Source organism: Halorhabdus amylolytica (genome assembly GCF_004944975.1).
Lineage (GTDB): Archaea > Halobacteriota > Halobacteria > Halobacteriales > Haloarculaceae > Halorhabdus > Halorhabdus amylolytica.
The window spans coordinates 141,422-162,699 of sequence record NZ_SPQG01000007.1; the positions used below are offsets into that span (position 1 = coordinate 141,422).

Genomic DNA, 21,278 nt, shown 5'->3' on the forward strand with positions numbered 1-21,278 from the left:
GATGCACGCTACAGAGAGCGCTTCGATGGTTCGACAACTGGCCCAAGCATAATCTCTTTGCCCCGGGGTCCGTTACGAATCGGCAATGACGACTTGCGACGTGTGCGGCAAACAGACGAACATGCCGTATCACTGCAAACACTGCGGTGGCACCTTCTGTGCGGAACACCGCCTCCCGGAGAACCACGACTGTCCGGGACTGGACGACTGGGACGATCCCGGCGGCGTCTTCGACAGCGGCTTCGACGACAGCGTCTCGACCGGGCGGGACACCGGTTCTTCGAGCGGTCTCCTCGCCAGGCTCGGGATCGACACGGGTCCCGGCGGGCCGATCGGGTACTTCCGGGGGAACATGACCTATGTCTTCCTGGCGGCGATGTGGCTGACGTTCCTGGCGCAGTACGTCGTCGGCTACGCCCTGACGGGTTCGCTCAGTCAGGTCGTCCATTCCTTTCACCCGACCTGGCGGAGCATCTTCGTCCTCCGGCCGGCCCATCCCGAGTACGTCTGGACGTGGTTCACGTCGATCTTCTCCCACGGCGGGTTCGGCCACATCGCCGTCAACAGTATCGTGATCTTCTTTTTCGGCCGGCTGGTCGAGGACTACATCGGATCGCGTGATTTCACGTGGCTGTTCCTGGTCAGCGGTGCCCTCGCCGGCCTCGGACAGATCGCGATCATGCTCGTTCAGAGCGATCCCAGCGGCGTCCTCGGGGCAAGCGGTGCCGCCCTGGCGATCATGGGCGTGTTGACGGTCCTGAACCCCGGACTTCGGGTGTATCTATACTTCATCATCCCCGTCCCGATCTGGGTGCTGACCATCGGCCTCGTGGTGATCAACGTCCTCGGGATGTTCGGCACTGGCGGCGGTGGCGTCGCCAACGTGGCACACCTCGTCGGTCTGGCGATCGGCCTGGCCTACGGCCAGCACGTCCGCAACAGAATTCGCGTCCCCAACCAGCTCCAGCTCGGCGGCGGCCCCGGCGGACCAGGTGGCCCGGGCGGTCCGGGCCGGCGTCGCGGGCCATTCTGAACGATGGCACTCACGCGCCCCGAGTTCGTCCCCAATCCTTCGCCTTCCCGCGAGGAGATGGAAGCCCTCCAGCGGGAGATCGCCGACGTGGCCACCTTCGAGGACGACTTCGACTTCGATCCGGCGACGCTCACGTTCGATTCGCCCGTCGATCTCGGGGACGACACCCAGCAGCGACTCACGGACGACGGACCTATCGTCGCGGGCGTCGATCAGGCCTTTCTCGACGACGGCGATCGAGCTCTCAGCGCCGTCGTCGCCCTGCAGGACGGGGCGATCGTGGATCGCGCGTCCGCGGTCGTCGACACCGAGATCCCCTACATCCCCGGGTTACTGAGTTTCCGCGAGGGCGGAGCAATCTTGACAGCCCTGTCGAACCTGGCCGTCGAACCTGACCTGCTCGTCGTCGACGGCAGCGGCCAGATCCACTTCCGGGAAGCCGGACTGGCAACCCATATCGGCGTGACCATCGATGTCCCCGCGATCGGCGTCGCCAAGAATCTCCTCTGTGGGACGCCTGCCGAACCGATCCCCGACCACATGCCTGAGGGCGAACGGATCGCCGTCGAAGCCGACGAGACCGTCGAGACCGCCGAGCCCGGGACCGTCATCGGCCACGCGGTCCAGACCCGCCAGTACGAGTCGGGGTCGACGTCGATCAACCCGCTGTACGTCAGTCCGGGCCACCGGCTGAGCCCGGAAACGACCACCGACCTCGTGTCCCAGTGCGCTGCCGGGTACAAACTCCCGGAGCCGACGCGGCTAGCCGATCGGGCGGCCGATCAGCGAAAGCGCGAGGGTGGCGAGGAGTGACCACACGGCCGGCAGCCACGAACCGCTGATCGACCGCCAGGGCTTACTTCTCCCCGCTCGACGGCGACCGTATGGACGACCACATCGCACTCATCACCGGCTGTTCCTCGGGCATCGGCCGGGCGAGCGCCGAACAGTTCCTCGAAGAGGACTGGACGGTCTACGCGACAGCCCGCGACATCGACGATGTCGCCGACCTCGCAGACGCTGGGGCCGAAACGGCCAAACTGGACGTGACCAACGCCCGGCAGGTCGAGCGCGTCGTCGACCGTGTGATCGACGAACAGGGGCGTATCGACTGCCTGGTCAACAACGCGGGGACCGGTCAGTTCGGCCCTGTCGAGGACGTGCCGACCGATGCCCTCCACGATCAGTTCGACGTCAACCTCTACGGTCCGCACCGCTTGATCCGAGCGGTCCTGCCGCACATGCGCCAGCGGGAGGAGGGAACCATCGTCAATGTGTCGAGCCTCCAGGGTCGACTTGCCGCGCCGGGACTGGGTGCCTATTCGGCCTCGAAGTTCGCCCTGGAGGCGATGAGCGATTCCCTCCGTGCAGAGGTCGACCCGTACGGTATCGACGTGGTCGTCGTCGAACCGGGCGTCGTCGAAACGGGCTTCGCCGATCGGACAGACAAATCTCAGGAACGACTCGAACAGTCAGGGGCATACGACGGGGTCTACGAGGCCCAGGCGGATCGCCGGGCGATCGAGTACGACGGCGTCTTCGGGATCCCGCCCGTAGATGTGGCGACGGTGATCTACGACGCGGCGGCGATGACCGATCCCGATCCCCGCTATGCGGTGGGCCACGGCGCGAAGTTGCTCCTGGCGTTGCGTTATCTCCCCGACCGCTGGCGCGACACCGCTTTCGGTCTGTTCCGCCGCGTTTCGGGCTTCCGACGATGATCGCCGACCGCGATCGGCTGGCGGCGACGCCGGTCCACGACGTCGCTCTGTCCTGCATCGAGGCGGGCATCGAGGCGTCGACTCCCGAGTACGTCCTCCGGGAATCGCTCTCGGTCGAGAGGGACGTTCTGACCGTCGCCGGAAGCGAGTACGACCTCGCGGCCTATGACTCGGTTGTCGTCCTCGGCGGCGGGAAGGCCGCCGACGTGGTGGCCCGCGAACTCGAGGCTCACCTCGGGGAGTACGTCGACCGGGGGTTGGTCGTCTCGACGTCACCCGTCGACACCGACACCGTCGAGACTGTCGAAGGGAGTCATCCGATCCCCGACGCGGACAGTCTGGAGGGGGCCCGGCGAGTCTTCCAGCGGGCAGAAGACCTGGGCGAGGGGACGCTCGTCCTCGCGCCGATCACCGGCGGCGGGAGCGCGTTGCTGGCGTTACCTGCAGGCGACATTACGCTCGTCGATCTCCAGGCAACCACCGAGGAACTCGTCGAAAGCGGCGCGTCGATAACGGAGATCAACGCCGTCCGCAAGCACTGCTCGGCGATCAAAGGCGGTGGACTGGCCAGGGCGGCCACACCGGCGACGGTCGTCAGCCTCCTCTTCTCGGATGTCGTCGGCGACGACCCTGGGGTGATCGCCAGCGGGCCGACTGCACCTGACGAGACGACCTACGAGGACGCTCTGGAGATCCTGGATCGCTACGACGTGGGCGTTCCCTCAGCGGTCCGCGAACACCTCGAAGCCGGCGCGGCCGGCGAGCGTGAGGAGACTCCCGCTGACCCGGCCGTGCTCGGTCACGTCGACAATCACGTCCTTGCCGGCGCCTGGACGGCCCTGTCGGCAGCCCGCGACGCCGCCAGCGAAGCCGGCTACGAGCCGCTGGTCGTTTCCTCGCGGGTTCGCGGGGAGGCGACCGAGGCGGCGCTCTCCCAGCTTGCGATCGCCGAGGAGTGTGCGGCGACCGGGACGCCCGTCGAACCGCCCGCTGTCCTTCTTTCGGGTGGCGAAACGACAGTCACGGTGATGGGAAACGGCGACGGCGGGCCCAATCTGGAGTTCGCACTCCGGGTCGCCGTCGAGCAACCGGAGGGAATCGTCTGTGCCAGCGTCGACACCGACGGCGAGGACGGCGGGACCGAGGTCGCTGGGGCGATCGTGGACGGCGAGACGCTGTCGAACCCACAGCGCGGGCGGGCGGCGCTGCTGGAGAACGACGCATTGCCGGCCCTCGAGGAGTCCGACACGGTGATCGAGACCGGGCCGACGGGGACGAACGTCAACGATCTTCGGATCTTCGTGATCGAAGCGTAGATCGGCAAGGCACAGCCGTCGATTGCGGCCGACTTATCTTTCGTCGACGGATTGGTCGTCAAGGTCGTTTACTAGTTCTCGCCCCTCTACCACCGTCACCCTGTCCCCGACTCCTGAAGCGTCTAGCACGTCACCGATCGCCTGCTCAGCCAGTGTATCGCTCACCAGTACGGCCACGTGGTCTGACTGCTCGATCGCGTACTGATATGCGAGTCCTGCGAGTACGGTGTCCGCCTTCTCGATTTCGTCTTCCGTGACGTCGGCGTCCGACAGGCGATCCATCCGCGTTCGCGTGCGATCGACGATGTTGGAGACATCCGGGTTCGAGAAATCCGCGACGCCACGCTCGAGCCACCCGGCATTCCGGGCTGCCTGCAAGCGATCACGCTGATAGGCGTATGCGTCCGGACTCTCGCCGAGTTCTTCGGCGACGTGGTCGGGAATCCGAACCTCGATATCTCGGCGTGTCACGAACCGCTCGAAGGCCTGGTATTTCGCGTTCGACGGCCCGCCCATCGCGAAGAGCACACTGCTATCGATGACCGCGGTACTCCCGCGAGGAATCTGCTCCCCGGACATCACTCGCCAGTGGCCAGATACGGATCGTAGGCTTCGGCCGCCTCGACGACGTCCTGGAGCGCAGTGATCACGGTCATCCCCTCGACCGGATGGACATCGAGTTTGGTGGCGGCAGTGCGCTGGGTGAGATCGCCGTCCATCACGCGCAGCGTGTAGTGCAACGCGGCGGCGAGTTTCGGGATTCCCTGGCGCTCGACAAACACGCGGATGTCCTCGGTGTCATGCTGTCGAGCGATCGCGTCGACGAGGACGGGCGTGACGACCACGTCGCCGTGGTCGGTTTCCATCGTCAGTCGGATCGGCTCGACTTCGATCGTCGTCGGCGTCGCCTCCTCGTGGCGAGTGAGGACGCCCATCTCCTCGAGTTCGCCGACGTACTTGTAGGTCGTCGAGTGTGGCAACTCGAGATCGTCTTTGACAGTCTCGATCGCGACGGGGCCGTTCCGGAGCACGTAGACGTAGAGTCGCGCCAGTTTCGGCGTGTTGAGCAACGCCGCGTAGGTGAGGAGATTCCCAACCGTCGCTTCCGGATCGGTCGCGTCGGCGAGGCGATGCTCGGACGACATCACTATCCATGTTCTATGTATGGCATATTAACGGTTCCGGAATTGTAAGTGAATATCGGTGTAGCGAAGCAGAGATGGCCCGTCACGTATCCGGGTGTCGACCGCAAGTCGCTCCCAGCCACCTTTTCGGAGAGATGGTCGGGAGTTGGTTTGGGGTTGTCTCTGGCGATGGAAGCGGATCAAGCGACGAAACTGTAGGTCACTCTTCTAGACAGGCCGCGACAACGCGGAGCAACTGCTCGCCCCGCACTTCGTCGGCGAACAGCGGGACTCGGCGGACGTCGTGACCACGGAAGACATCTTGTGACCGTTCGAGGGCCGTCTGTTGGACATCCCAGCGACGCTGGCAGAACTCACACGTCTCCAGGTTCGGCGAGACGTACCAGTCGGTGTCGACGTCCGCGACGTCTGCGAGGTCCTCCATGACGCGGTTGACCACGACCGTCCCGACGGGGATGTCGAAGGCGGCCAGCCGCTCCAGGAGGCGCTCGGATTCCATGACGCTCAACTCCTCGGGGACCATGACGACCCGGAAGTCCGTTTTCGCCGGGTCTTGAAGGATCGTTCGGAGGCGCTCGATACGTTCCCGGAGGACGCGCAGGTCGTCTAAACCCTCCTCTAAGTCTTCCTCGTCGGCGTCGCCGAACATCCCGGTGATGGTCCCCATCATCCCGCTCATGCGCTCCCGGAAGGAGAGCAGTTTCCCGACCATCGTGTCCATGACCTCCGGGAGTTCGAGCAACCGGAGCGTGTGCCCTGTCGGCGCGGTGTCGACCACCACGCGATCGAAGCGCTCGTCGTCGAGATAGCGGATTAAAAGACGGATCGCCGCCGCCTCGTCGGTACCGGGCATCGCGTTCGTGAACGGGTCGGTGACGTCCTCGCCCAGGAGTTTCCCGAGGCCGCCGAGTCCACCGCCTTCGAGGCCGAGCGGATCGTCGCCCAGCGCCGCCTCCGGATCGATCTCGGCGGCGTACAGCGGTATGTCCTCACGGATCTGGGCCGGTTCGGCAGGAATGTTCGCTTCCAGGGTATCCGACAGTGAGTGAGCGGGATCGGTCGAGACGACCAGTGTGGCGGTCCCGTCCCGGGCGCTCGCCAGCGCAGTGGCCGCTGCCATCGTTGTCTTGCCGACGCCCCCCTTCCCGCCGTAGAGGACGTACTCCGACCCCTCGATCCCCTCCGGGACGACCGACTCCTCGATGTCCTCGACGGGTTCCACGTCGATGTCGTTCATGGACGGTGTTTCCCGCGCGGACTTGAGAACTCGTCGGTCCCGATCCGATCCAGCCATCGAAAGACCGCTGCCTCCCATCGAATGATCGTCTCTTCCCATCGAATGATCGTCTCCTCCCATCGAAAGACCGCCGCCTCCCATCGAAAGACCGCCACTCCCGGTCGTTGCCCGTGTCGCGGCCTCCTCGAAGGTGAGACAGCGAGTCGGCGCATACTACGGGCTGGACGTTGACAGAGAGATTCGACATCGGAGGGCGAATACCGTCGAAACGGGACAATCGACGGTTTCAGTCGGCGGCTGCCGGCGCGTCGATCAACGGGCTGGATTCGAGTTCTTCGAGGATAGCGTCGCGGTCGGCCTCGACGGAGTCGATCGGTTTGATGTCGAACTCCTCGACCAGCACGTCGATGACATTCTCCGAGAGGAACGCGGGCAGAGTCGGGCCCAGCCGGATCCCCTCGACGCCCTGGCTGAGCAACGCCAGCAGGACGGTCACGGCTTTCTGTTCGTACCACGCGATGTCGTAGGCGATCGGCAGGTCGTTGACGTCCTCGACGGGGAGGGCGTCCCGCAGTTCCAACGCAATTTTCAAAAGCGAGTAGGAGTCGTTACACTGGCCGGCGTCGAGCACCCGCGGAATGCCACCGATGTCGCCCAGGTCCAGCTTGTTGTACCGGTATTTCGCACACCCGGCGGTCAGGATGATCACGTCCTCGGGCAGAGACTCGGCCATCTCGGTGTAGTAGTCCCGTTCGGGGTGACGGCCGTCACAGCCGCCCATGACGACGAAGCCACGAATGTCGCCGGCCTGGATGGCCTCGATGATGTCCTCGGCCCGGTCGAGGACGGCGTTGTGGGCGAACCCGTTGGGTACCGTCCCGGATTCGATCTCCTCGGGCGGTTCGGTCTCTTTGGCGTGCTCGATGAGCGCCGAGAAGTCCTTGGGGTCGCCGCCCTCGCGGTCCTCGACGTGGGGCAGGCCGGGGAACCTGACGACACCCGTCGTGTAGGTTCGGGGGGCATAGGAGTCCTCGGGCGGGACCAGGCAGTTGGTCGTCATCAGGACGGGACCGTTGAAGGCCTCGAACTCCTCGTGTTGTTGCCACCAGGCGTTGCCGTAGTTGCCGACGAAGTGGTCGTACTCCTCGAAGGCGGGGTAGGCGTGAGCGGGTAGCATCTCGCCGTGGGTATAGACATCGACGCCCTCGCCCTCGGTCTGTTCGAGCAGTTCTTCGAGGTCCTTGAGGTCGTGGCCGCTGACGAGGATGCCCGGGCGATCGCGGGTCCCGATGTCGACCTCGGTCGGCTCGGGATGCCCGTAGGTGCTGGTGTGGGCCTCGTCTAAGGTCTCCATGACTTCGACGCCGACCTCACCACACTCCAGGACGAGGCCGATCAGTTCCTCGACGCTTTTGTCTTCGAGCGTGGCGGCGAGACCGCGCTGGACGAACGCGAAGACGTCTTCTTTCTGTTCGCCCAGGACGTGGGCGTGCTCGGCATAGGCGGCGATGCCCTTGATGCCGTAGGTCAACAGCTCACGTAGCGACCGGACGTCCTCGTCGTCAGTCGCGCGGACGCCGATCCCTTCGGGAGTCGCCTGCTCGTACATCGCCGCGGTGTCCCCAGGCTCCCAGGTCGCTGCCTCGGGGAGATCCGCGTCGTCGATCGGTCCAACTTCGGCTTCGAGGCGCTCGCGGAGGTCACGCCGAAGATCCAGCGCCTCCTGGATCTGTTTCTCGAACCACTGGGGGTCGAAGTTGACGTTCGTGATCGTCGCGAACAGGCTCTCGACGACGAACACCTGGACGTCCTCGTCGACGATCCCGGCGTCTCTGGCCTCCTCGGCGAGAGAGGCCAGTCCCTTCAGTTCCCAGACGAGCAGGTCCTGGAGGGTCGCCGTCTCGGCGTCCTTTCCACAGACACCGACCTCCGTGCACGCTTCGTTCTCGATTGTCTCCTGACACTGATAGCAGTACATACTACTCATAGTTGATCGTGGGGTGGTGGGGGACGGCCACGTCGTGGCGCACAGCCACCCGTCGTCCGCCACTGTCGGGGCGGTGATGGCTGGCGAGGCGACGTTGCGAGTGCCGGTCTGCGGGTGGCGTCGTGTCCCCGCGTGACCGGCCATGTGTCCCGTTCACGACATAATGTTCGACTCGGTACTGCTTGGGATTTCTCCCGAACGTGTTCGTGGTATTTATTTCTGGTAGCGATCTCCCGGCGCCGACATTTCCAAAGACTGACTAAAAAGATAATCCAAATTATTGTTCATCTTCGACTCGGTGACGATAGCTCTCGAGGTTCCTGCCGAGGTCCACACGGCGAGTCATACGGATTACTGTAGATTATTTCCGGATGACGCCGACCCGGGGGTCGACGGATACCGGTACATCACGACAATAATCCGTATCAGATCCGGACGATTTTCGAGCACCGAACCCGTGAGAACCTCGGGTCGATCCCGGAAGAGCGGATGGACGAGGTGGATACTGCACTCGAATACAGCCTCGGTATCGTCGATATCTGATACGTCGCACTGGACTGCTTGATTGAATACAGGCGCTAAGCCCCCACTCTAACGAGTACTCCAGGCGCGCAAGCGGACAAGAAGCGTTAACGAGAGCAGAACTCTCGTTGGCACATCAGAACGCTTCGTGCTCTGCGGATGCAGTCGGATGGGGATACACTGTTCACAAGGGCAAAGTTCTTGCTCGCATCGCAGAATCGTTCACAATCAGGTCGCCACTCATCGCGACGAAGTAGCAGTTGATCTGTCAAAGGAAGATAATCATCTGGTGCTGAAAAGCAAAGGTTCCCGATCGCTTACTTAGAAATCACCACGAAATCGTCATCTTGAGTGATAGCTGCATAGTATGGGACAAGATGTTCCAAAAAGGCATAGACTGGTAGTAGTGGAATCAACGTATAGGACAGCAACCCTTCACGGAAATATGTCCCTGTTACAATTACTATCAGATAGTATAGGGTACCAGTCCAGATCAGGGCTGTTGCCCAAAGAGGGAGTGTTATCCCGAATCCCATAACCCAAAAAGGAGACCAGATCCAACTTGCTGTTATACCGCCAGCCCAGATCGCAAGGCGAGACCCAACTACGATAAATGTAATCATATTAGACATTTCCTGTAAACAACCGAGGAACCATCGACGTCGCTGTCTGAGAAAATCGTGAAATGAATGCGGAGATAGAATCGAAACTCGTGTGGATGACTGCCAACACTTCACGTCGGATTCTACACATTCCATAGCAAAAGAAAAATCTTCGACGATGGATTCTCTGTCGAAGCCGATCTCAGTCAGAACGTCTCCTCGAACAGTGAGAAGTTCACCGTGAAACCCCATGTAGGGACTCGACACAAATCCTGTGAAGAACCGAAATACCGTTAGGTCATCGTAGTACCTGATATGATCCGCGATATAAGTGATGGCCGATTTCCCCTCTCTGGGTAACAATATTGGGTTCATGGCTTTGTATTCAGTTTCTTCGTATGCTGAAATTTCGTACAACCAGTCATCGTCTAAAATCAAATTATCGTCATCAAGGAAGGCATACCAGTAATCTGGAGCTTCAACAACTACGTTTTCAGTAAAATACTGTAATGCACGTCCCTTTGCTCTCGCCTGTGAGTCGTACTCATCCGGTACTACGAGGGTTTTGATCCCTCCGTACTCCATCAGCTCAGATTGTAGTTCGGCTCCTTCGTCAAGAATTACCCATATTTCATAAGATCCATACTTGTCGGTAAGGTCATCTAGAACTGTAAATAGGGAATCTCGAACCTGATTGGAGGCTATGGTCGGAATAGCTATTTTCACATTCTTTGCTCTTTCTTCACCAGTTTGGGGCGTATATCCAACTGTCCCAATCAATCCCAAGACCGTATACACGCCGAATGCGAATCCGAATACGACACCCATCCCGATCACAAGGATAATTATTCCTGGGAAGAACGTTTCAATGAGGTATTGGACGAATTCTGATCTCATTTACTAGTACTCCATATATACTTTTGAGCGCCAGTCTCGGTAGCCCACGTTTCATCGCCGGGCGTGGCCCGTGCGTTTCCCGTACTAAAATGTCCTCCTGCCGATCCCAGACTGACGCCGAGGCCAGCCCTGAGAAATGTCCGTCGGCGGTGCGTGGCCGGTGTTTCCGGCCGCTGGTCACGCATGTCTCCGCCAATGGCTGGATGTCACATACAGTTACTGGATCGGAGTCCCGTGGTTCCGGAGTGCAGACTGTGATCGAACGTGCATAGCTTCGTGTGATACGCTTTGGTTTTGAAAATACTCGGAGAGTGTACCGATCGACGAGTCATCGATCCGTCCAGAACCGCTCGATCTGGTCGGGCAGGAACTCCGGACTCATCGTGACGAACTCCTCGTGCTCGGCCGGTGAGAGGTAGCCATAGACCGAGTGACGCGCGTCGGGCGTGTATCGGGCACCGACCAGCGCCCGGACGCCCACCTCGTCGGCACCGCGGATCACCCGGCCGATGGCCTGGCGGGCGCGCCTGACGGCGGGGATCGTCAGCGCGTACTCGAAGGCGTGTTCCTCGCCGAAGACGTCGCCGTAGGCACGCTTGACCGCCCGGACGCGGGGGGAACCGATGTTGACCAGCGGCACGCCCACGACCGCGGTCGCCCGGAGTTTCGCGCCGTCGTAATCGACGCCCTCCGTGAGCGTGCCCCGGGTACTGGTGACCAGCACTTTTCCCTCGCCAACGAAAAAGTCGCGTTTGAGTTCCTCCGTCGCCTCGCTGCTGGAACTCTCGTCGACGAGGATGGGTTTCTCGACCGCTGTGTCGAGGTACGCCCCCGCCCACGTCGCCTCACGGTAGTTGGGCATGGCGATCAGGACGTTGCCAGGGTTGCGGGCGAGTGCCCGAAGGACGTGAGCATATTCGTCGCGGGTCGGATTCCACGCCTCGCCAAGCGGATCCATACTCTCCGGATCCCCGCGGTTACGGGCAGTAAAGGGCGTCGCGTCGACGATCCAGCTTGCGCGGTTCGCCGGCGGGAACGAAAGGCCATAGGAACGAGTCAGTACCGGCCGCCCCTCGTCGTGTTCCTCTCGGTCGGCGCCCCCGCCGTTCCTGTCCCCTTCAGCGACCGTGTCAAGGCCCGCGACCCGGGTGAACACGGACAGTGGCGAGAGCGTCGCGCTCATCAACACGCCGCCACCCACGTCGTCGAAAATCCGGGCCAGCGGCTCGGCCGGCAAGCAGTCGAACAGGGTCAGCCCGGCCGTGTACGTCGAACGCCACCCCTCGATCCGCTGGTCGTCTCGCGGGGCGTGTTCGAGTTCGATCTCCCGGAAAGTCGTTGCGTGGTCTGTCTCCCACCATCGGCGGGCGATCACTCCCGCGGCGGCCACGACAGGCGTTCGTGAGATTTCGAGGGCTTCCAGGGTCTCCTCGACCGCCAGCCCGACCGTATCGAGTTCTCGCCAGAACCCGCCGTCGTAGCCCGCCCGCTCGGCCCACCGGGTGAGTTCGTCCGGTTCGGGCGTCTCGGGATCACGGAGTGGGATTTCCAGATCGCGTTCGGGCATGAGGCTCTCGTCAGTCCGCCATGCCCGGCCGACCTCCTCGTCGAGGTACTCGGCGACGCGGTCGTCCAGCCAGCCCAGCAGGTCGTCGAAGAAGTCCCGTGCCCGATCGACGATGTCGAGGGGGACATCGTGATCAGCGAGTCTGGCCCGGACCTCGCGCTTGTGGTCCGCGCTTTGCCGCGCTCGGGAGAGCAACTGGTGACAGTCGTTACGAGCCTGGACGATCGTCTGACGACCCAGTCGATCCGACAGCAGGTCCCGGACCCTTCCTTCCAGTCGGTGGGCTTCGTCGACGATCACGAACGTCTGGTCGTCGAGGATCGATTCGATCAGTGGGCGCGAGTTGGGATCGAAGAGGTGGTTGTAGTTGCCGATCACGACTTCGGCGGCCTCCGTCAGGACCTTCATCGCGCGGTGTGGGCAGGTCCCCCGCTCGACGGCACCCGGCAGGTACTCCTCGGCGGTGACGACCGATTCCGCGCCCGCGTCGAACCCGATCGGCGATCCCTTGTTTCGGGCGAACCAGTCGGCCTCGAAGGGGCAGTAAAGCGGCGGGTCCTCGCCGCCGATATCTTCAGGCGCAGTCGGTTGCGTCCGGCGATAGGGTGATTCAGCCCCCGCTGTCGAGAGTGCGCCAGCGACGGCCTGCTGGCCGATCCCGCCGGGTCGGGCCGCTTTCGCCAGATCGCTGGCGACTTGCGGATCCCACCATACGTCGTCGATCTTCGGGCTGACGGCCGCCTCGGCAACCGGATGGTCGTCGCTTCGCCCGTCACTCTCAACCAACTCCGCGGTGTTCTCCCGGAGGTCCTCACAGCGATCCTGGACACCCACGTCGGGTGGGAAGACGTCCTCGCGGCCGTACGGACAGAGGTCGCGCTTGCCGACGAGCGCAATACCGGGGAGCGGTTCCCGGAGCCCCGCGTTCAGTTGCCGGAGATCGGAAACGAACTGGCGGCGCTGCTGTTTGACCGGTGTCACGACGAGGATCCGATCGTAGTCCCCTTCGCGGACGAGCGTCGCTCCCGCAGTCAGAGCGGCCATCGTCTTGCCGGTCCCACAGGGTCCTTCCATCGCCAGGAACCCGCGGCTGCGACCCGCATTCAGGGCGGACTCGATCGCGTCGGCCTGGTTGTCGTAGGGCTCCTCGAAGCCGAACACGTCCCGCCAGGCGGGCGTTCCAGACTCGGGGGACTCCGCCATCGGTTCGGACTGTGGCCCCGGCGGGTTTGAACGCACGGGTTCGACCCGGAACCGTGATGGTTTCCGACAGGGATATTAGCTGCTGTGGCGACCTGCCGGATAGCCGTGTCCACGCCCGCCGACGCCGTCCGAGCGGTGCTCGAGGAATCGGGGCCTGACTACGAGTCGTTTTCCTATCAGGAACTCTCCGGCGGGACGCGGGCTGACGTCTACTTCGTCACGCTCGAATACGAAGGCACCGTCTACGAGGTCGTCGTCAAGTTCGCCCCCGAGTCCATCGAGAGGTTCGCCGTCGAACCGTTTCTCCACGAGTTCGTCGCCGAGCGTACGGATCTACCCGTCCCAGGTATCCTCGTTTTCGAACAGGAGCCCGAACGCGACATCCCGGCGTATTTCGTGACCGAGCGGGTTCAGGGCACCAACCTCGGCGAGTCATTCGCGGCACTCTCCATCGAGGAGCGTCGCCACGTCATGGAACAGGTCGGGTCCGTCCTGGGTGACCTCCACTCGACGATCGCCTTCGAGGGGTACGGGCGACTCGACCTCTCGCGGGGTCGACTCGTGGTCAGCGATCTCTCGACCGACTGGCGGGAGTACTTCGCGGAGATGACTAGCGATCACATCGACGGGCTGGCGGGGACCATCTTTGCGGACCTTCAGGACGTCGCCCGGGACGGTCTCGCCGCCCGGATCGAGTCGATTTCACGCCAGGGGATTCCACGACTCGTCCACGACGATTTCCGGCCGGGTAACCTCCTGTTCGATACGGGCACCCGATCGGCGATCACCGCCGTCCTCGACTGGGAACAGCCGCTGGCTGGCGATCCACTCTACAACCTCGCCCAGGTCGAGTTCCTGTTTGTCGACTCGGTCATCCGCGATCCCGAGGAGTGCGAGCGGATGCGAAAACGACTCTACGACGGCTATCGGCGCCAGCGGGAGTTCGATCCCGACGACGAGGGCTACGCCGCCTGTAAGCCACTCTATCAGTTCTCGACGCTGATCTGGCGGATGGCGGGGTTCGAGGCTCTCTACGTTGATTCGAACGAACTCGTCCGATCCCGAGCCGAGGCCTACTACCGCCAACAGTTCGACCGACTGGCATCGACGCTGACGGGTGGCTGATCGTCTCTCCATCGATATTTTGGAGTAGACGCGAGGGAACTGCTGGGACTCCTCGCCTGGATTCCTGCGTCAACTATCCCACTCTGCTTCGCTCCGTTGAAACGTCCTTGCCGCGCTCGGTCGACTCTATCCCCGATTGGGCATCAACTATCCCACTCTACTTCGCTCCGTTTGAACCCCGTCGCAAGTTCGTCTTTCCGTTCGGTACCGGACGCTTTTGGTCCGGGCCGACCCACAATCCTCTATGACCGACGAGGAGTCTCCGATCGAGGAACGCGTCGGCGACGCACTGCGTGAGCGCGAGGGAACTGTCGCCGTCGCCGAATCCTGCACCGGCGGCCTGATCGGCTCGCTGCTGACCGACGTTCCTGGCTCCAGTGACTATTTCGACCGCTCGCTGGTGACCTACTCCTACGACGCCAAACTCGAAGAACTGGCGGTCAGCCGTGAGGCCCTCGACGGAGAGGGGGCCGTCAGCGAACCAGTCGCCCGCCAGATGGCCCGGGGCGTGCGCGATCGAGCCGGGTCGACCTGGGGCGTCTCGACGACGGGGATCGCCGGCCCGACGGGCGGGACCGAGGACAAACCCGTCGGGACGGTCTTCATCGGGGTCGCCCGTGCCGGACCGTGGGGCAGCGGCGAGTCCTCGACAGCCGTCCGGCGCTACGAATTCGACGGCTCGCGGGTCGAGATCAAACGGCAGATCGCCGAACAGGCGTTGACGGACTTGTTGGCGGCTGTCGAGGGCGGTACCCCCTGATCGGCGGTTCCGGGTCCGTTGGGGAAGCCTTTCGGTCCCCGCCGCCGTCCGATCGATCGATGAACAAGCGTGGGCACGTTCTGAACGCCCTGCTGTTGAGCATCGGGATCGGCTACCTGCTGGAACCGTCCGGCGATCTGGCGACCTTCGAGATGATCGCGAAGGTGTCGGTGCCGATGGTTCTTGGGGCGCTGTTTCCCGACGTGGACACGGCATTCGGGCCACACCGGAAAGCCCTGCACAACCTGTTCGTCCTCGGCGTGATCGCGGCCTATCCGGTGTACTTCGGGAACCTCCAGTACGTCTGGATCGGCGTCCTCTCCCATTTCGCGCTGGACCTCCTCGGGACGCGCCGCGGCCTCGCCCTCTTTTACCCGCTGCTCAACCGGGAGTTCAATTTCCCGATCGGCGTACGGGTCGACAGCAAGTACGCCACGGCGATGATGCTCGCCGTGACGGGCTTCGAACTCGTCGTCGCCGCGGCCATCATCTATCGGGTGCCACAGTTTGCCGCCCAGGAGGGCGCCCGGATGATCGGGCTTCTTTGAGTTGCTGGCTGTTCTGTTCTCCTGTGACCGACCGTTCGCGCATGGTCCGACGGGAAACCAGACGACCGGCGGACGATGCCTTACTCCCAGCAGTAGCAGTCCAGCGGTGCCTCGGGGTCCTGAGTCCACTCCTGGGCGGCCCCGTTGTATACTCGGGCGTTCTCGTAGCCAAGTACCTCCTGCATGACGTACCGCCAGGACTTCGAGAACGGGGAGGCGCCACAGTAGAGGAACACCTTCTGTGAACGGTCCTCGCCGACGAGTCCCTCGACGAGGGCTTCGAGTTCATCGGGCTCTCTGAACGTCCCCTCGTCCGTCCAAAGCCAGGCAGCGGGGAGGCAGGTCGCGCCCGGGATATGCCCGGGTCGGTCGGTGAAGTCCTCCTGCATGGCTCCGAAGTACGCCTCCGGCGAGCGGGTGTCCAGTAAAGGGACGTCCCAAAGACTCGATTCCACGTCCGCTTTCGTCACGAACATGCCTGCCTCGAGGGTACCCGAATACTCCGTCTGGGTCGGGACGACTGCTCCATCCTCGGTCGGTCGCTCCTCGTCGATCCACTTCGTGTACCCGCCGTTGAGGACGGCGACGTCGTCCAGGCCGGCGTACACCAGCGTGTCGGCGGCGTTGAGTACGTCAGCGAGGTCGAACGTGTCTCCGGTCCCACCGACGACGACCACCCGCGAGTCGGGTGCGATCCCCAGCGAACCCACCGTCTCGAAGAGGTCCTCGGCGTCCGGCAGCGTCAGGAGGAGGTCAGCCTCGGCGTCCATCCACGTCCACTTCGGCGCGTTGACGGCGCCGGGAACATGGCCGTCCTCGTAGGCTGTGGGGCCCCTTGCGTCGACGACGACCAGATCATCGTCGGTTCGATTGTCGGCGAGCCATTCGGTCGAGACGATCGGATCGATCGATCTGGCGTGCGTCATTCACATTTTCACCTCCGTGAACTACTCCTAGGGCTTTGATAAATGCTCCTGCTATCACTCATATGTCGGTTTTGGCCGGACAAGACAAGGGTAATCGTCGCTTCTCGTTGGGGGCCTGGTCGGACATCCCTGCGATCAGCGCTTGTCCGCTTCGAGTGCACGCTCGAACGCGGGCGACCCTTCGATCACACTGAACGGCTCGGGCGGACTCGGATCGGCAGGTCGTTCGGTCAACTGTCGATACCACCACTGGACGTCGTGCCACTCGCCGTCCTTGTTTCCGACGGCGGGGAACGTTCCGACCGGTTCGAACCCGTGTTTCTCGTGTAACTGTACGCTCGCGGGGTTCGGGAGCGTCACTGCCGCGGCCGCGTTATAGTAGCCCTGTTCGGTCAACAATTCCAGGAGGGCGGTGTACAGCGCTGTCCCGATACCTGACCGGCGTGCGTCCTCGGCGACGTACACTGTCAGTTCGGCCGTCCATTCGTACGCTCCCATCGACCGCAGAGGTCCCGCCGTTGCGTACCCCAGGATCGTTTCCTCCCGGGACTCGTAGACGAGCCATGGGTACTGCTCACGGGTCGTCTCGATGCGGGCGGCCATCTCAGCCCTCGTCGGCGCCCCTGTTTCGAACGTGATGGGCGTCGCTTCGACGTATGGCGCGTAGATCGAACGGATCGCGGACGCATCCTCCGGCGTGGCAACTCCCAGCGAGCCTTCCATGTACGATCGGTTCCGGCCGATCGTTGTATGACTCTCGATCGACGGGTAGCCAGGAGTGTCCGGGGCGTCCGTCGGCGTCGCCCGGAGTTTCGTTGCGGGAACGTCAGTAGACTGCCGCGTCGTCGAACCGTCCCTCGTAGGCCGGATCATCCGGATGGGTCGCCTCTCGACCCGAAAGCAGGAGACGGTCGACCTTTTTCCAGGAGTTCTCCCAACCCAGGTGGGCGAACTCCAGGGCACACTGCCCACGGTGGGCGAGACCGGTCCGGTGGTGGACCGACCCTGGGGCACCGTTCCGGAGCGCCTCCACCAGTTCCCGTTCGTCGTTGATCGATCGATCGAAGGTCGTCCAGGCCTCGCCGACGGACCGCCACAGGTGGGCGTACGAGGAGGCGAACTGCGGGAGGTCCGCTTCGACTGCGATGGTTCGTGCCCGGCGATCGTGATGGGGCCAGTGTTTCGGGTTATACGTCTCGACGGCGTCGATCACGTCCCGATAGCTGTCGATCTCTTCCGCGCCGAGGCTCACGTTCAGAAACGAGGGATGGGGGACGAGGACGGCCGCGTCCTGGCGGCCGAACTCGCGCATGGCCGATTCGAGCGTGATGAAGTCCGGGACCGGTTCTTCCAGACCGATCGCGAGGACGTGCCGGCGCTCGCGCCAGGAACCTGTGAACACTTCTCGTCCGGGGACGACCAGCAACTCTTCATCGGAGAAGCGCTCGGCCGCCTCCCGGATCGACGGCAGGCGCTGGAAGTGGGGCGCGTACACGATGGCGTCCAGACCACGGGCCTTCGCGCGTTCGACGACGGACTCCTCGAGGACCTTCACGTGGAGGTCGACCGCAGTCGTGGCCGCTGTCACGACCTGGGTTATTCCGGCGGCGAGGAAAGCCGTTCTGATTCTCGGTGACGAGACTGCCATCGAGGTGCCGTCCGTTGGGCCCTCTGTGACGGCACACGGGCGAGCTCCCCGCGCCTGGGGATGGGTGCCTTTTTAGGCCTGGTGGCGTCTACCTACGGGTATGACAAGCTGGGAATGCGCGCTCGAGGGCTGCGGCGAGGTCTTCGACCGGGTGGAGGACCTTGTCGTCCATCAGTCGACGAGCCACGAGCGTATCGAGTGTGCGGTCTGCGGGACGGTCCTCCCCGACGGTTATTTTGCGATCCGGCACGCCTTCGAGGAACACTCCCGTGCGGAGTACGTCCGCGCTTACGACGCGAGCGCCGCCGAGGTCCGCCGTCGGGAGAAGGTCAAGGATAACATCGAGACCTCAGCCGACATCCGCGAGGTTGTCGACCGCCTCGAGGGTGGCGACGGCAGTCTGTGAGGGAGCCTGCAAATACTTTTCCCGGGGGCCGCGCTACCCCGTAGTATGTACGTCCGTGACGCGCGAAACCGTGACGAGGTCTGGTTGCTCGATCACATCGAGGAGATGGGCTTGGACGAGACGGCCTTCCGATCGCGGGACTACGTCATTTCGGTCGACGAACGCAGTGACGAACGGACAGGATTCGGCCGGATCCGGATCCACAAGGACGACGACGGCGACGTCTGCGAACTGACAAGTATCGGCGTCCTCCCGGAGTGGCGCGGCCAGGGCATTGGCGCCCACGTCGTCGAACGGCTCCTCCAGGAGGCCGGTGACCAGGACTTCGAGACCGTCTACTCGCTTTCGGGTGCCCCGGAGTACCTCGTCCAGTTCGCCTTCGAACCGATCGACGAGGACGAACTCCCACCGAGTCTCCAGGACCGACTTCAGACCAAACGGGACTCCCTGGAACCCGACGCCGTCCCGATGCGCATCGCGATCGATGACTTCGAGATGCCCGCCCACCTCCGCGAGGCGTTCAAGGCAGCGACGGCCCAGGAGGCCGATGACGAACCCGAAGAGTCCGCCGAGGACTTCGGTATCGACCCCGACGAGGCCACCTACAAGTACGATACCGGCGACTGATTCTCGCGTTTCCTCTCTTGGTGCTTCTCTCGGACACGCGGGTGACGTGGCTCTCACACGCTATATCACTAGGTTATATAACTCAGTAGTTCATCGTGACAACCGACGATGCAAACGCAACTTCAGCGCGCACGCGACGGAGAGATCACGTCGGCGATGAAGCGGGTCGCCGAACGCGAGCACCGCGATCCCGAATTCGTCAGAGAGAAAGTCGCCGCAGGCGAGGCGGTGATTCCGAACAACCACGAGCACGACGCTCTCGACCCGATGATCATCGGGACAGATTTCTCGACGAAGATCAACGCCAACATCGGCAACAGCCAACCGGAAAGTGACCTCGAAACCGAACGCGAGAAGCTCCACACCGCCATCGAGTACGGGGCTGATACGGTGATGGATCTCTCGACAGGTGGTGACATTCCGGAACTCCGTGCCGGGCAGATCGAACACTCGCCGGTCCCACTCGGCACGGTCCCGATATACGAGGCGCTGAAACAGGCTGGCTCGCCCGAAGATCTGACGGCCGACCTTCTCCTCGACGTGATCGAATCCCAGGCTGCACAGGGCACGGACTACCAGACCATCCACGCCGGGATCCTCCGGGAGCATCTCCCGTTGACCGACGGCCGTATCACGGGCATCGTCTCCCGCGGTGGGTCGATCCTCGCCGAGTGGATGGAGGCCCACGGCGAGCACAACCCCCTCTATACGCACTTCGAGGAGATATGTGAGATCCTCGTCGAGTACGACGTGACGATCAGCCTCGGGGACGGCCTCCGGCCCGGGTCGCTCGCGGACGCAAACGACGATGCCCAGCTGGCAGAACTGGAGACGCTCGGCGAATTGACTGAGCGTGCCCAGGACCACGGCGTCCAGGTCATGGTCGAGGGCCCGGGTCACGTTCCCCTGGACGAAATCGGCGATCACGTCCAGTACCAGCAGGAAGTCTGTGACGGTGCGCCCTTCTACCTCCTGGGTCCGCTGGTGACCGATGTTGCGCCGGGCTACGACCACATCACGAGCGCCATCGGGGCAACTGAGGCCGCGCGTCATGGCGCGGCGATGCTGTGTTACGTTACGCCCAAAGAGCATCTTGGACTCCCGGACGCCGAAGACGTCCGGGACGGCCTGGCAGCCTACCGGATCGCCGCCCACGCGGGCGATGTGGCTGCCGGGAAACCGGGCGCACGCGACTGGGACGACGCGATCTCGAAGGCCCGCTACGACTTCGACTGGCGCGAGCAGTTCCGACTGGCGCTGGACCCCGACCGAGCCAAGGAGTACCACGACCAGACCCTTCCGGAGGACAACTACAAGGACGCACGCTACTGTTCGATGTGCGGCGCCGAATTCTGCTCGATGCGAATCGACCAGGACGCCAGAGAGAGCGGGGAGATGGAGGGTCTGGATGCTGGGGTGGACCTCACGGACTCGGCGGCTGCCGACGTGAATTTGCCGCCGACGGGCACCCACGACACCAGCGGCCTGCCGACGGTGCCCGAGGCGCTGTGTGATCACGCCGAGGGCGTCCCGAGTGACGATTGAGGGCGAGTAGCTGCAATACCAGTCCCGAAACTAACCTTTACCGGGGACTCGCTGCAACCTATCTTATGACACGGAGCGATCCCGACGCCCAGCGGAACGTGCTGGGCGACCCGCTCGAACCCTGCAGCGAAATCCTCTCGACCGGCTATCAGCGCGACGGCCACTGCACCGCTGTCCCCGGTGACCGCGGTGCCCATCACCTCTGTGCGGAGATGACCCAGGACTTCCTGGAGTTCTCGCGCAAGCAGGGCAACGACCTGATCACGCCGCGGCCGGAACTGGACTTTCCTGGACTGAATCCCAAGGATCGTTGGTGTCTCTGCGTCGGCCGCTGGTTGGAAGCCCGCGAGGCCGATGTTGCTCCGCCTGTCGTCTTCGAAGCGACCAACGAGACTGTCCTCGAAGAAATCGATCTGGAGACGTTAGAAGCTCACGCGGTCGAGTTCTGATCGACTACCGTTCG

At 63.2% G+C, this 21,278-nt stretch carries 20 protein-coding genes; 11 read left to right on the forward strand and 9 right to left on the reverse strand.

The window, feature by feature from the left end; all coding sequences use genetic code 11:
• Positions 1 to 85: 85 nt before the first annotated feature.
• The 4 genes from E3374_RS10660 (at position 86) to E3374_RS10675 (ending at position 4,070) form a co-directional block, all read left to right on the forward strand.
• Positions 86 to 1,033, forward strand: a complete 948-nt coding sequence (locus E3374_RS10660) for a rhomboid family intramembrane serine protease (protein WP_136689068.1) — start codon at positions 86 to 88, stop codon at positions 1,031 to 1,033.
• A 3-nt stretch (positions 1,034 to 1,036) separates the two neighbouring features.
• The gene (locus tag E3374_RS10665; protein ID WP_136689069.1) at positions 1,037 to 1,846 is read left to right on the forward strand and encodes an endonuclease V; all 810 of its coding nucleotides are present in this window, start codon (positions 1,037 to 1,039) and stop codon (positions 1,844 to 1,846) included.
• Positions 1,847 to 1,917: 71 nt separating this feature from the next.
• Complete coding sequence (locus tag E3374_RS10670; protein ID WP_136689070.1) at positions 1,918 to 2,754, forward strand: SDR family oxidoreductase; 837 nt, start codon at positions 1,918 to 1,920, stop codon at positions 2,752 to 2,754.
• Positions 2,751 to 4,070: a glycerate kinase type-2 family protein gene (locus tag E3374_RS10675; RefSeq protein WP_136689071.1), complete on the forward strand. Its 1,320-nt coding sequence runs from the start codon at positions 2,751 to 2,753 to the stop codon at positions 4,068 to 4,070. Before E3374_RS10670 ends, E3374_RS10675 begins: the two co-directional genes overlap by 4 nt.
• Positions 4,071 to 4,103: 33 nt before the next feature.
• Here E3374_RS10675 and E3374_RS10680 read toward each other — a convergent pair whose 3' ends face one another.
• The 6 genes from E3374_RS10680 to E3374_RS10710 all read right to left on the reverse strand — a co-directional run bounded on the left by E3374_RS10680 (position 4,104) and on the right by E3374_RS10710 (position 13,230).
• Positions 4,104 to 4,649, reverse strand: coding sequence for a hypothetical protein (locus tag E3374_RS10680; protein WP_136689072.1), 546 nt, complete (start codon positions 4,647 to 4,649; stop codon positions 4,104 to 4,106).
• Positions 4,649 to 5,215 (reverse strand): DUF7437 domain-containing protein, encoded by a 567-nt coding sequence (locus tag E3374_RS10685; RefSeq protein WP_136689073.1) that lies wholly within the window; start codon positions 5,213 to 5,215, stop codon positions 4,649 to 4,651. The genes E3374_RS10680 and E3374_RS10685 overlap by 1 nt, the downstream gene beginning before the upstream one ends.
• 199 nt (positions 5,216 to 5,414) lie before the next feature.
• Entirely contained in the window at positions 5,415 to 6,452 is a 1,038-nt protein-coding gene (locus E3374_RS10690; RefSeq protein WP_136689074.1) for an ArsA family ATPase, read from the reverse strand.
• Between the two features lie 286 nt (positions 6,453 to 6,738).
• A complete protein-coding gene (hcp, locus tag E3374_RS10695; protein WP_248299454.1) occupies positions 6,739 to 8,439 on the reverse strand; it encodes a hydroxylamine reductase in 1,701 nt (566 codons plus the stop codon).
• An 839-nt stretch (positions 8,440 to 9,278) separates the two neighbouring features.
• Positions 9,279 to 10,460 (reverse strand): glycosyltransferase family 2 protein, encoded by a 1,182-nt coding sequence (locus tag E3374_RS10705; protein ID WP_136689075.1) that lies wholly within the window; start codon positions 10,458 to 10,460, stop codon positions 9,279 to 9,281.
• Positions 10,461 to 10,788: 328 nt separating this feature from the next.
• Positions 10,789 to 13,230 (reverse strand): ATP-dependent DNA helicase, encoded by a 2,442-nt coding sequence (locus tag E3374_RS10710; RefSeq protein WP_136689076.1) that lies wholly within the window; start codon positions 13,228 to 13,230, stop codon positions 10,789 to 10,791.
• Positions 13,231 to 13,335: 105 nt separating this feature from the next.
• On the opposite strand from E3374_RS10710, the gene E3374_RS10715 reads away from it, so the two are divergent.
• The 3 genes from E3374_RS10715 (at position 13,336) to E3374_RS10725 (ending at position 15,663) form a co-directional block, all read left to right on the forward strand.
• Positions 13,336 to 14,355 carry a phosphotransferase family protein gene (locus E3374_RS10715; RefSeq protein ID WP_136689077.1) on the forward strand — a complete coding sequence of 340 codons (1,020 nt, stop codon included), beginning with the start codon at positions 13,336 to 13,338 and terminating at the stop codon, positions 14,353 to 14,355.
• 244 nt (positions 14,356 to 14,599) lie between these two features.
• The gene (locus E3374_RS10720) at positions 14,600 to 15,115 is read left to right on the forward strand and encodes a CinA family protein (RefSeq protein ID WP_136689078.1); all 516 of its coding nucleotides are present in this window, start codon (positions 14,600 to 14,602) and stop codon (positions 15,113 to 15,115) included.
• A gap of 59 nt (positions 15,116 to 15,174) precedes the next feature.
• Positions 15,175 to 15,663, forward strand: a complete 489-nt coding sequence (locus E3374_RS10725; RefSeq protein WP_136689079.1) for a metal-dependent hydrolase — start codon at positions 15,175 to 15,177, stop codon at positions 15,661 to 15,663.
• A gap of 80 nt (positions 15,664 to 15,743) precedes the next feature.
• Here the strand turns inward: E3374_RS10725 and E3374_RS10730 are convergent, their stop codons facing one another.
• The 3 genes from E3374_RS10730 to E3374_RS10740 form a co-directional block, all read right to left on the reverse strand.
• Positions 15,744 to 16,589, reverse strand: coding sequence for a sulfurtransferase (locus E3374_RS10730; RefSeq protein WP_136689080.1), 846 nt, complete (start codon positions 16,587 to 16,589; stop codon positions 15,744 to 15,746).
• A 135-nt stretch (positions 16,590 to 16,724) separates the two neighbouring features.
• On the reverse strand, positions 16,725 to 17,462 hold the full coding sequence (locus tag E3374_RS10735; RefSeq protein WP_248299455.1) for a GNAT family N-acetyltransferase: 738 nt from the start codon (positions 17,460 to 17,462) through the stop codon (positions 16,725 to 16,727).
• Entirely contained in the window at positions 17,416 to 18,177 is a 762-nt protein-coding gene (locus E3374_RS10740) for a PHP-associated domain-containing protein (RefSeq protein WP_248299456.1), read from the reverse strand. Before E3374_RS10740 ends, E3374_RS10735 begins: the two co-directional genes overlap by 47 nt.
• A 160-nt stretch (positions 18,178 to 18,337) precedes the next feature.
• Between E3374_RS10740 and E3374_RS10745 the strand changes: the two genes are divergently transcribed.
• The 4 genes from E3374_RS10745 to E3374_RS10760 all read left to right on the forward strand — a co-directional run bounded on the left by E3374_RS10745 (position 18,338) and on the right by E3374_RS10760 (position 21,264).
• Entirely contained in the window at positions 18,338 to 18,643 is a 306-nt protein-coding gene (locus E3374_RS10745; RefSeq protein WP_136689082.1) for a DUF7565 family protein, read from the forward strand.
• Between the two features lie 45 nt (positions 18,644 to 18,688).
• The gene (locus E3374_RS10750; RefSeq protein ID WP_136689083.1) at positions 18,689 to 19,270 is read left to right on the forward strand and encodes a GNAT family N-acetyltransferase; all 582 of its coding nucleotides are present in this window, start codon (positions 18,689 to 18,691) and stop codon (positions 19,268 to 19,270) included.
• Positions 19,271 to 19,378: 108 nt separating this feature from the next.
• The gene (gene thiC, locus E3374_RS10755) at positions 19,379 to 20,815 is read left to right on the forward strand and encodes a phosphomethylpyrimidine synthase ThiC (RefSeq protein WP_136689084.1); all 1,437 of its coding nucleotides are present in this window, start codon (positions 19,379 to 19,381) and stop codon (positions 20,813 to 20,815) included.
• A gap of 65 nt (positions 20,816 to 20,880) precedes the next feature.
• Entirely contained in the window at positions 20,881 to 21,264 is a 384-nt protein-coding gene (locus tag E3374_RS10760; protein WP_136689085.1) for a DUF2237 family protein, read from the forward strand.
• Positions 21,265 to 21,278 lie beyond the last annotated feature (14 nt).

Excerpts from the sequence above, each read along its gene's own strand:
- E3374_RS10660 (WP_136689068.1), top strand. The coding sequence starts at position 86 with ATGACGACTTGCGACGTGTGCGGCAAACAGACGAACATGCCGTATCAC.
- E3374_RS10665 (WP_136689069.1), top strand. The coding sequence starts at position 1,037 with ATGGCACTCACGCGCCCCGAGTTCGTCCCCAATCCTTCGCCTTCCCGC.
- E3374_RS10670 (WP_136689070.1), top strand. The coding sequence starts at position 1,918 with ATGGACGACCACATCGCACTCATCACCGGCTGTTCCTCGGGCATCGGC.
- E3374_RS10675 (WP_136689071.1), top strand. The coding sequence starts at position 2,751 with ATGATCGCCGACCGCGATCGGCTGGCGGCGACGCCGGTCCACGACGTC.
- E3374_RS10680 (WP_136689072.1), bottom strand. The coding sequence starts at position 4,649 with ATGTCCGGGGAGCAGATTCCTCGCGGGAGTACCGCGGTCATCGATAGC.
- E3374_RS10685 (WP_136689073.1), bottom strand. The coding sequence starts at position 5,215 with ATGTCGTCCGAGCATCGCCTCGCCGACGCGACCGATCCGGAAGCGACG.
- E3374_RS10690 (WP_136689074.1), bottom strand. The coding sequence starts at position 6,452 with ATGAACGACATCGACGTGGAACCCGTCGAGGACATCGAGGAGTCGGTC.
- hcp (WP_248299454.1), bottom strand. The coding sequence starts at position 8,439 with ATGAGTAGTATGTACTGCTATCAGTGTCAGGAGACAATCGAGAACGAA.
- E3374_RS10705 (WP_136689075.1), bottom strand. The coding sequence starts at position 10,460 with ATGAGATCAGAATTCGTCCAATACCTCATTGAAACGTTCTTCCCAGGA.
- E3374_RS10710 (WP_136689076.1), bottom strand. The coding sequence starts at position 13,230 with ATGGCGGAGTCCCCCGAGTCTGGAACGCCCGCCTGGCGGGACGTGTTC.
- E3374_RS10720 (WP_136689078.1), top strand. The coding sequence starts at position 14,600 with ATGACCGACGAGGAGTCTCCGATCGAGGAACGCGTCGGCGACGCACTG.
- E3374_RS10725 (WP_136689079.1), top strand. The coding sequence starts at position 15,175 with ATGAACAAGCGTGGGCACGTTCTGAACGCCCTGCTGTTGAGCATCGGG.
- E3374_RS10730 (WP_136689080.1), bottom strand. The coding sequence starts at position 16,589 with ATGACGCACGCCAGATCGATCGATCCGATCGTCTCGACCGAATGGCTC.
- E3374_RS10735 (WP_248299455.1), bottom strand. The coding sequence starts at position 17,462 with ATGATCCGGCCTACGAGGGACGGTTCGACGACGCGGCAGTCTACTGAC.
- E3374_RS10745 (WP_136689082.1), top strand. The coding sequence starts at position 18,338 with ATGACAAGCTGGGAATGCGCGCTCGAGGGCTGCGGCGAGGTCTTCGAC.
- E3374_RS10750 (WP_136689083.1), top strand. The coding sequence starts at position 18,689 with ATGTACGTCCGTGACGCGCGAAACCGTGACGAGGTCTGGTTGCTCGAT.
- thiC (WP_136689084.1), top strand. The coding sequence starts at position 19,379 with ATGCAAACGCAACTTCAGCGCGCACGCGACGGAGAGATCACGTCGGCG.
- E3374_RS10760 (WP_136689085.1), top strand. The coding sequence starts at position 20,881 with ATGACACGGAGCGATCCCGACGCCCAGCGGAACGTGCTGGGCGACCCG.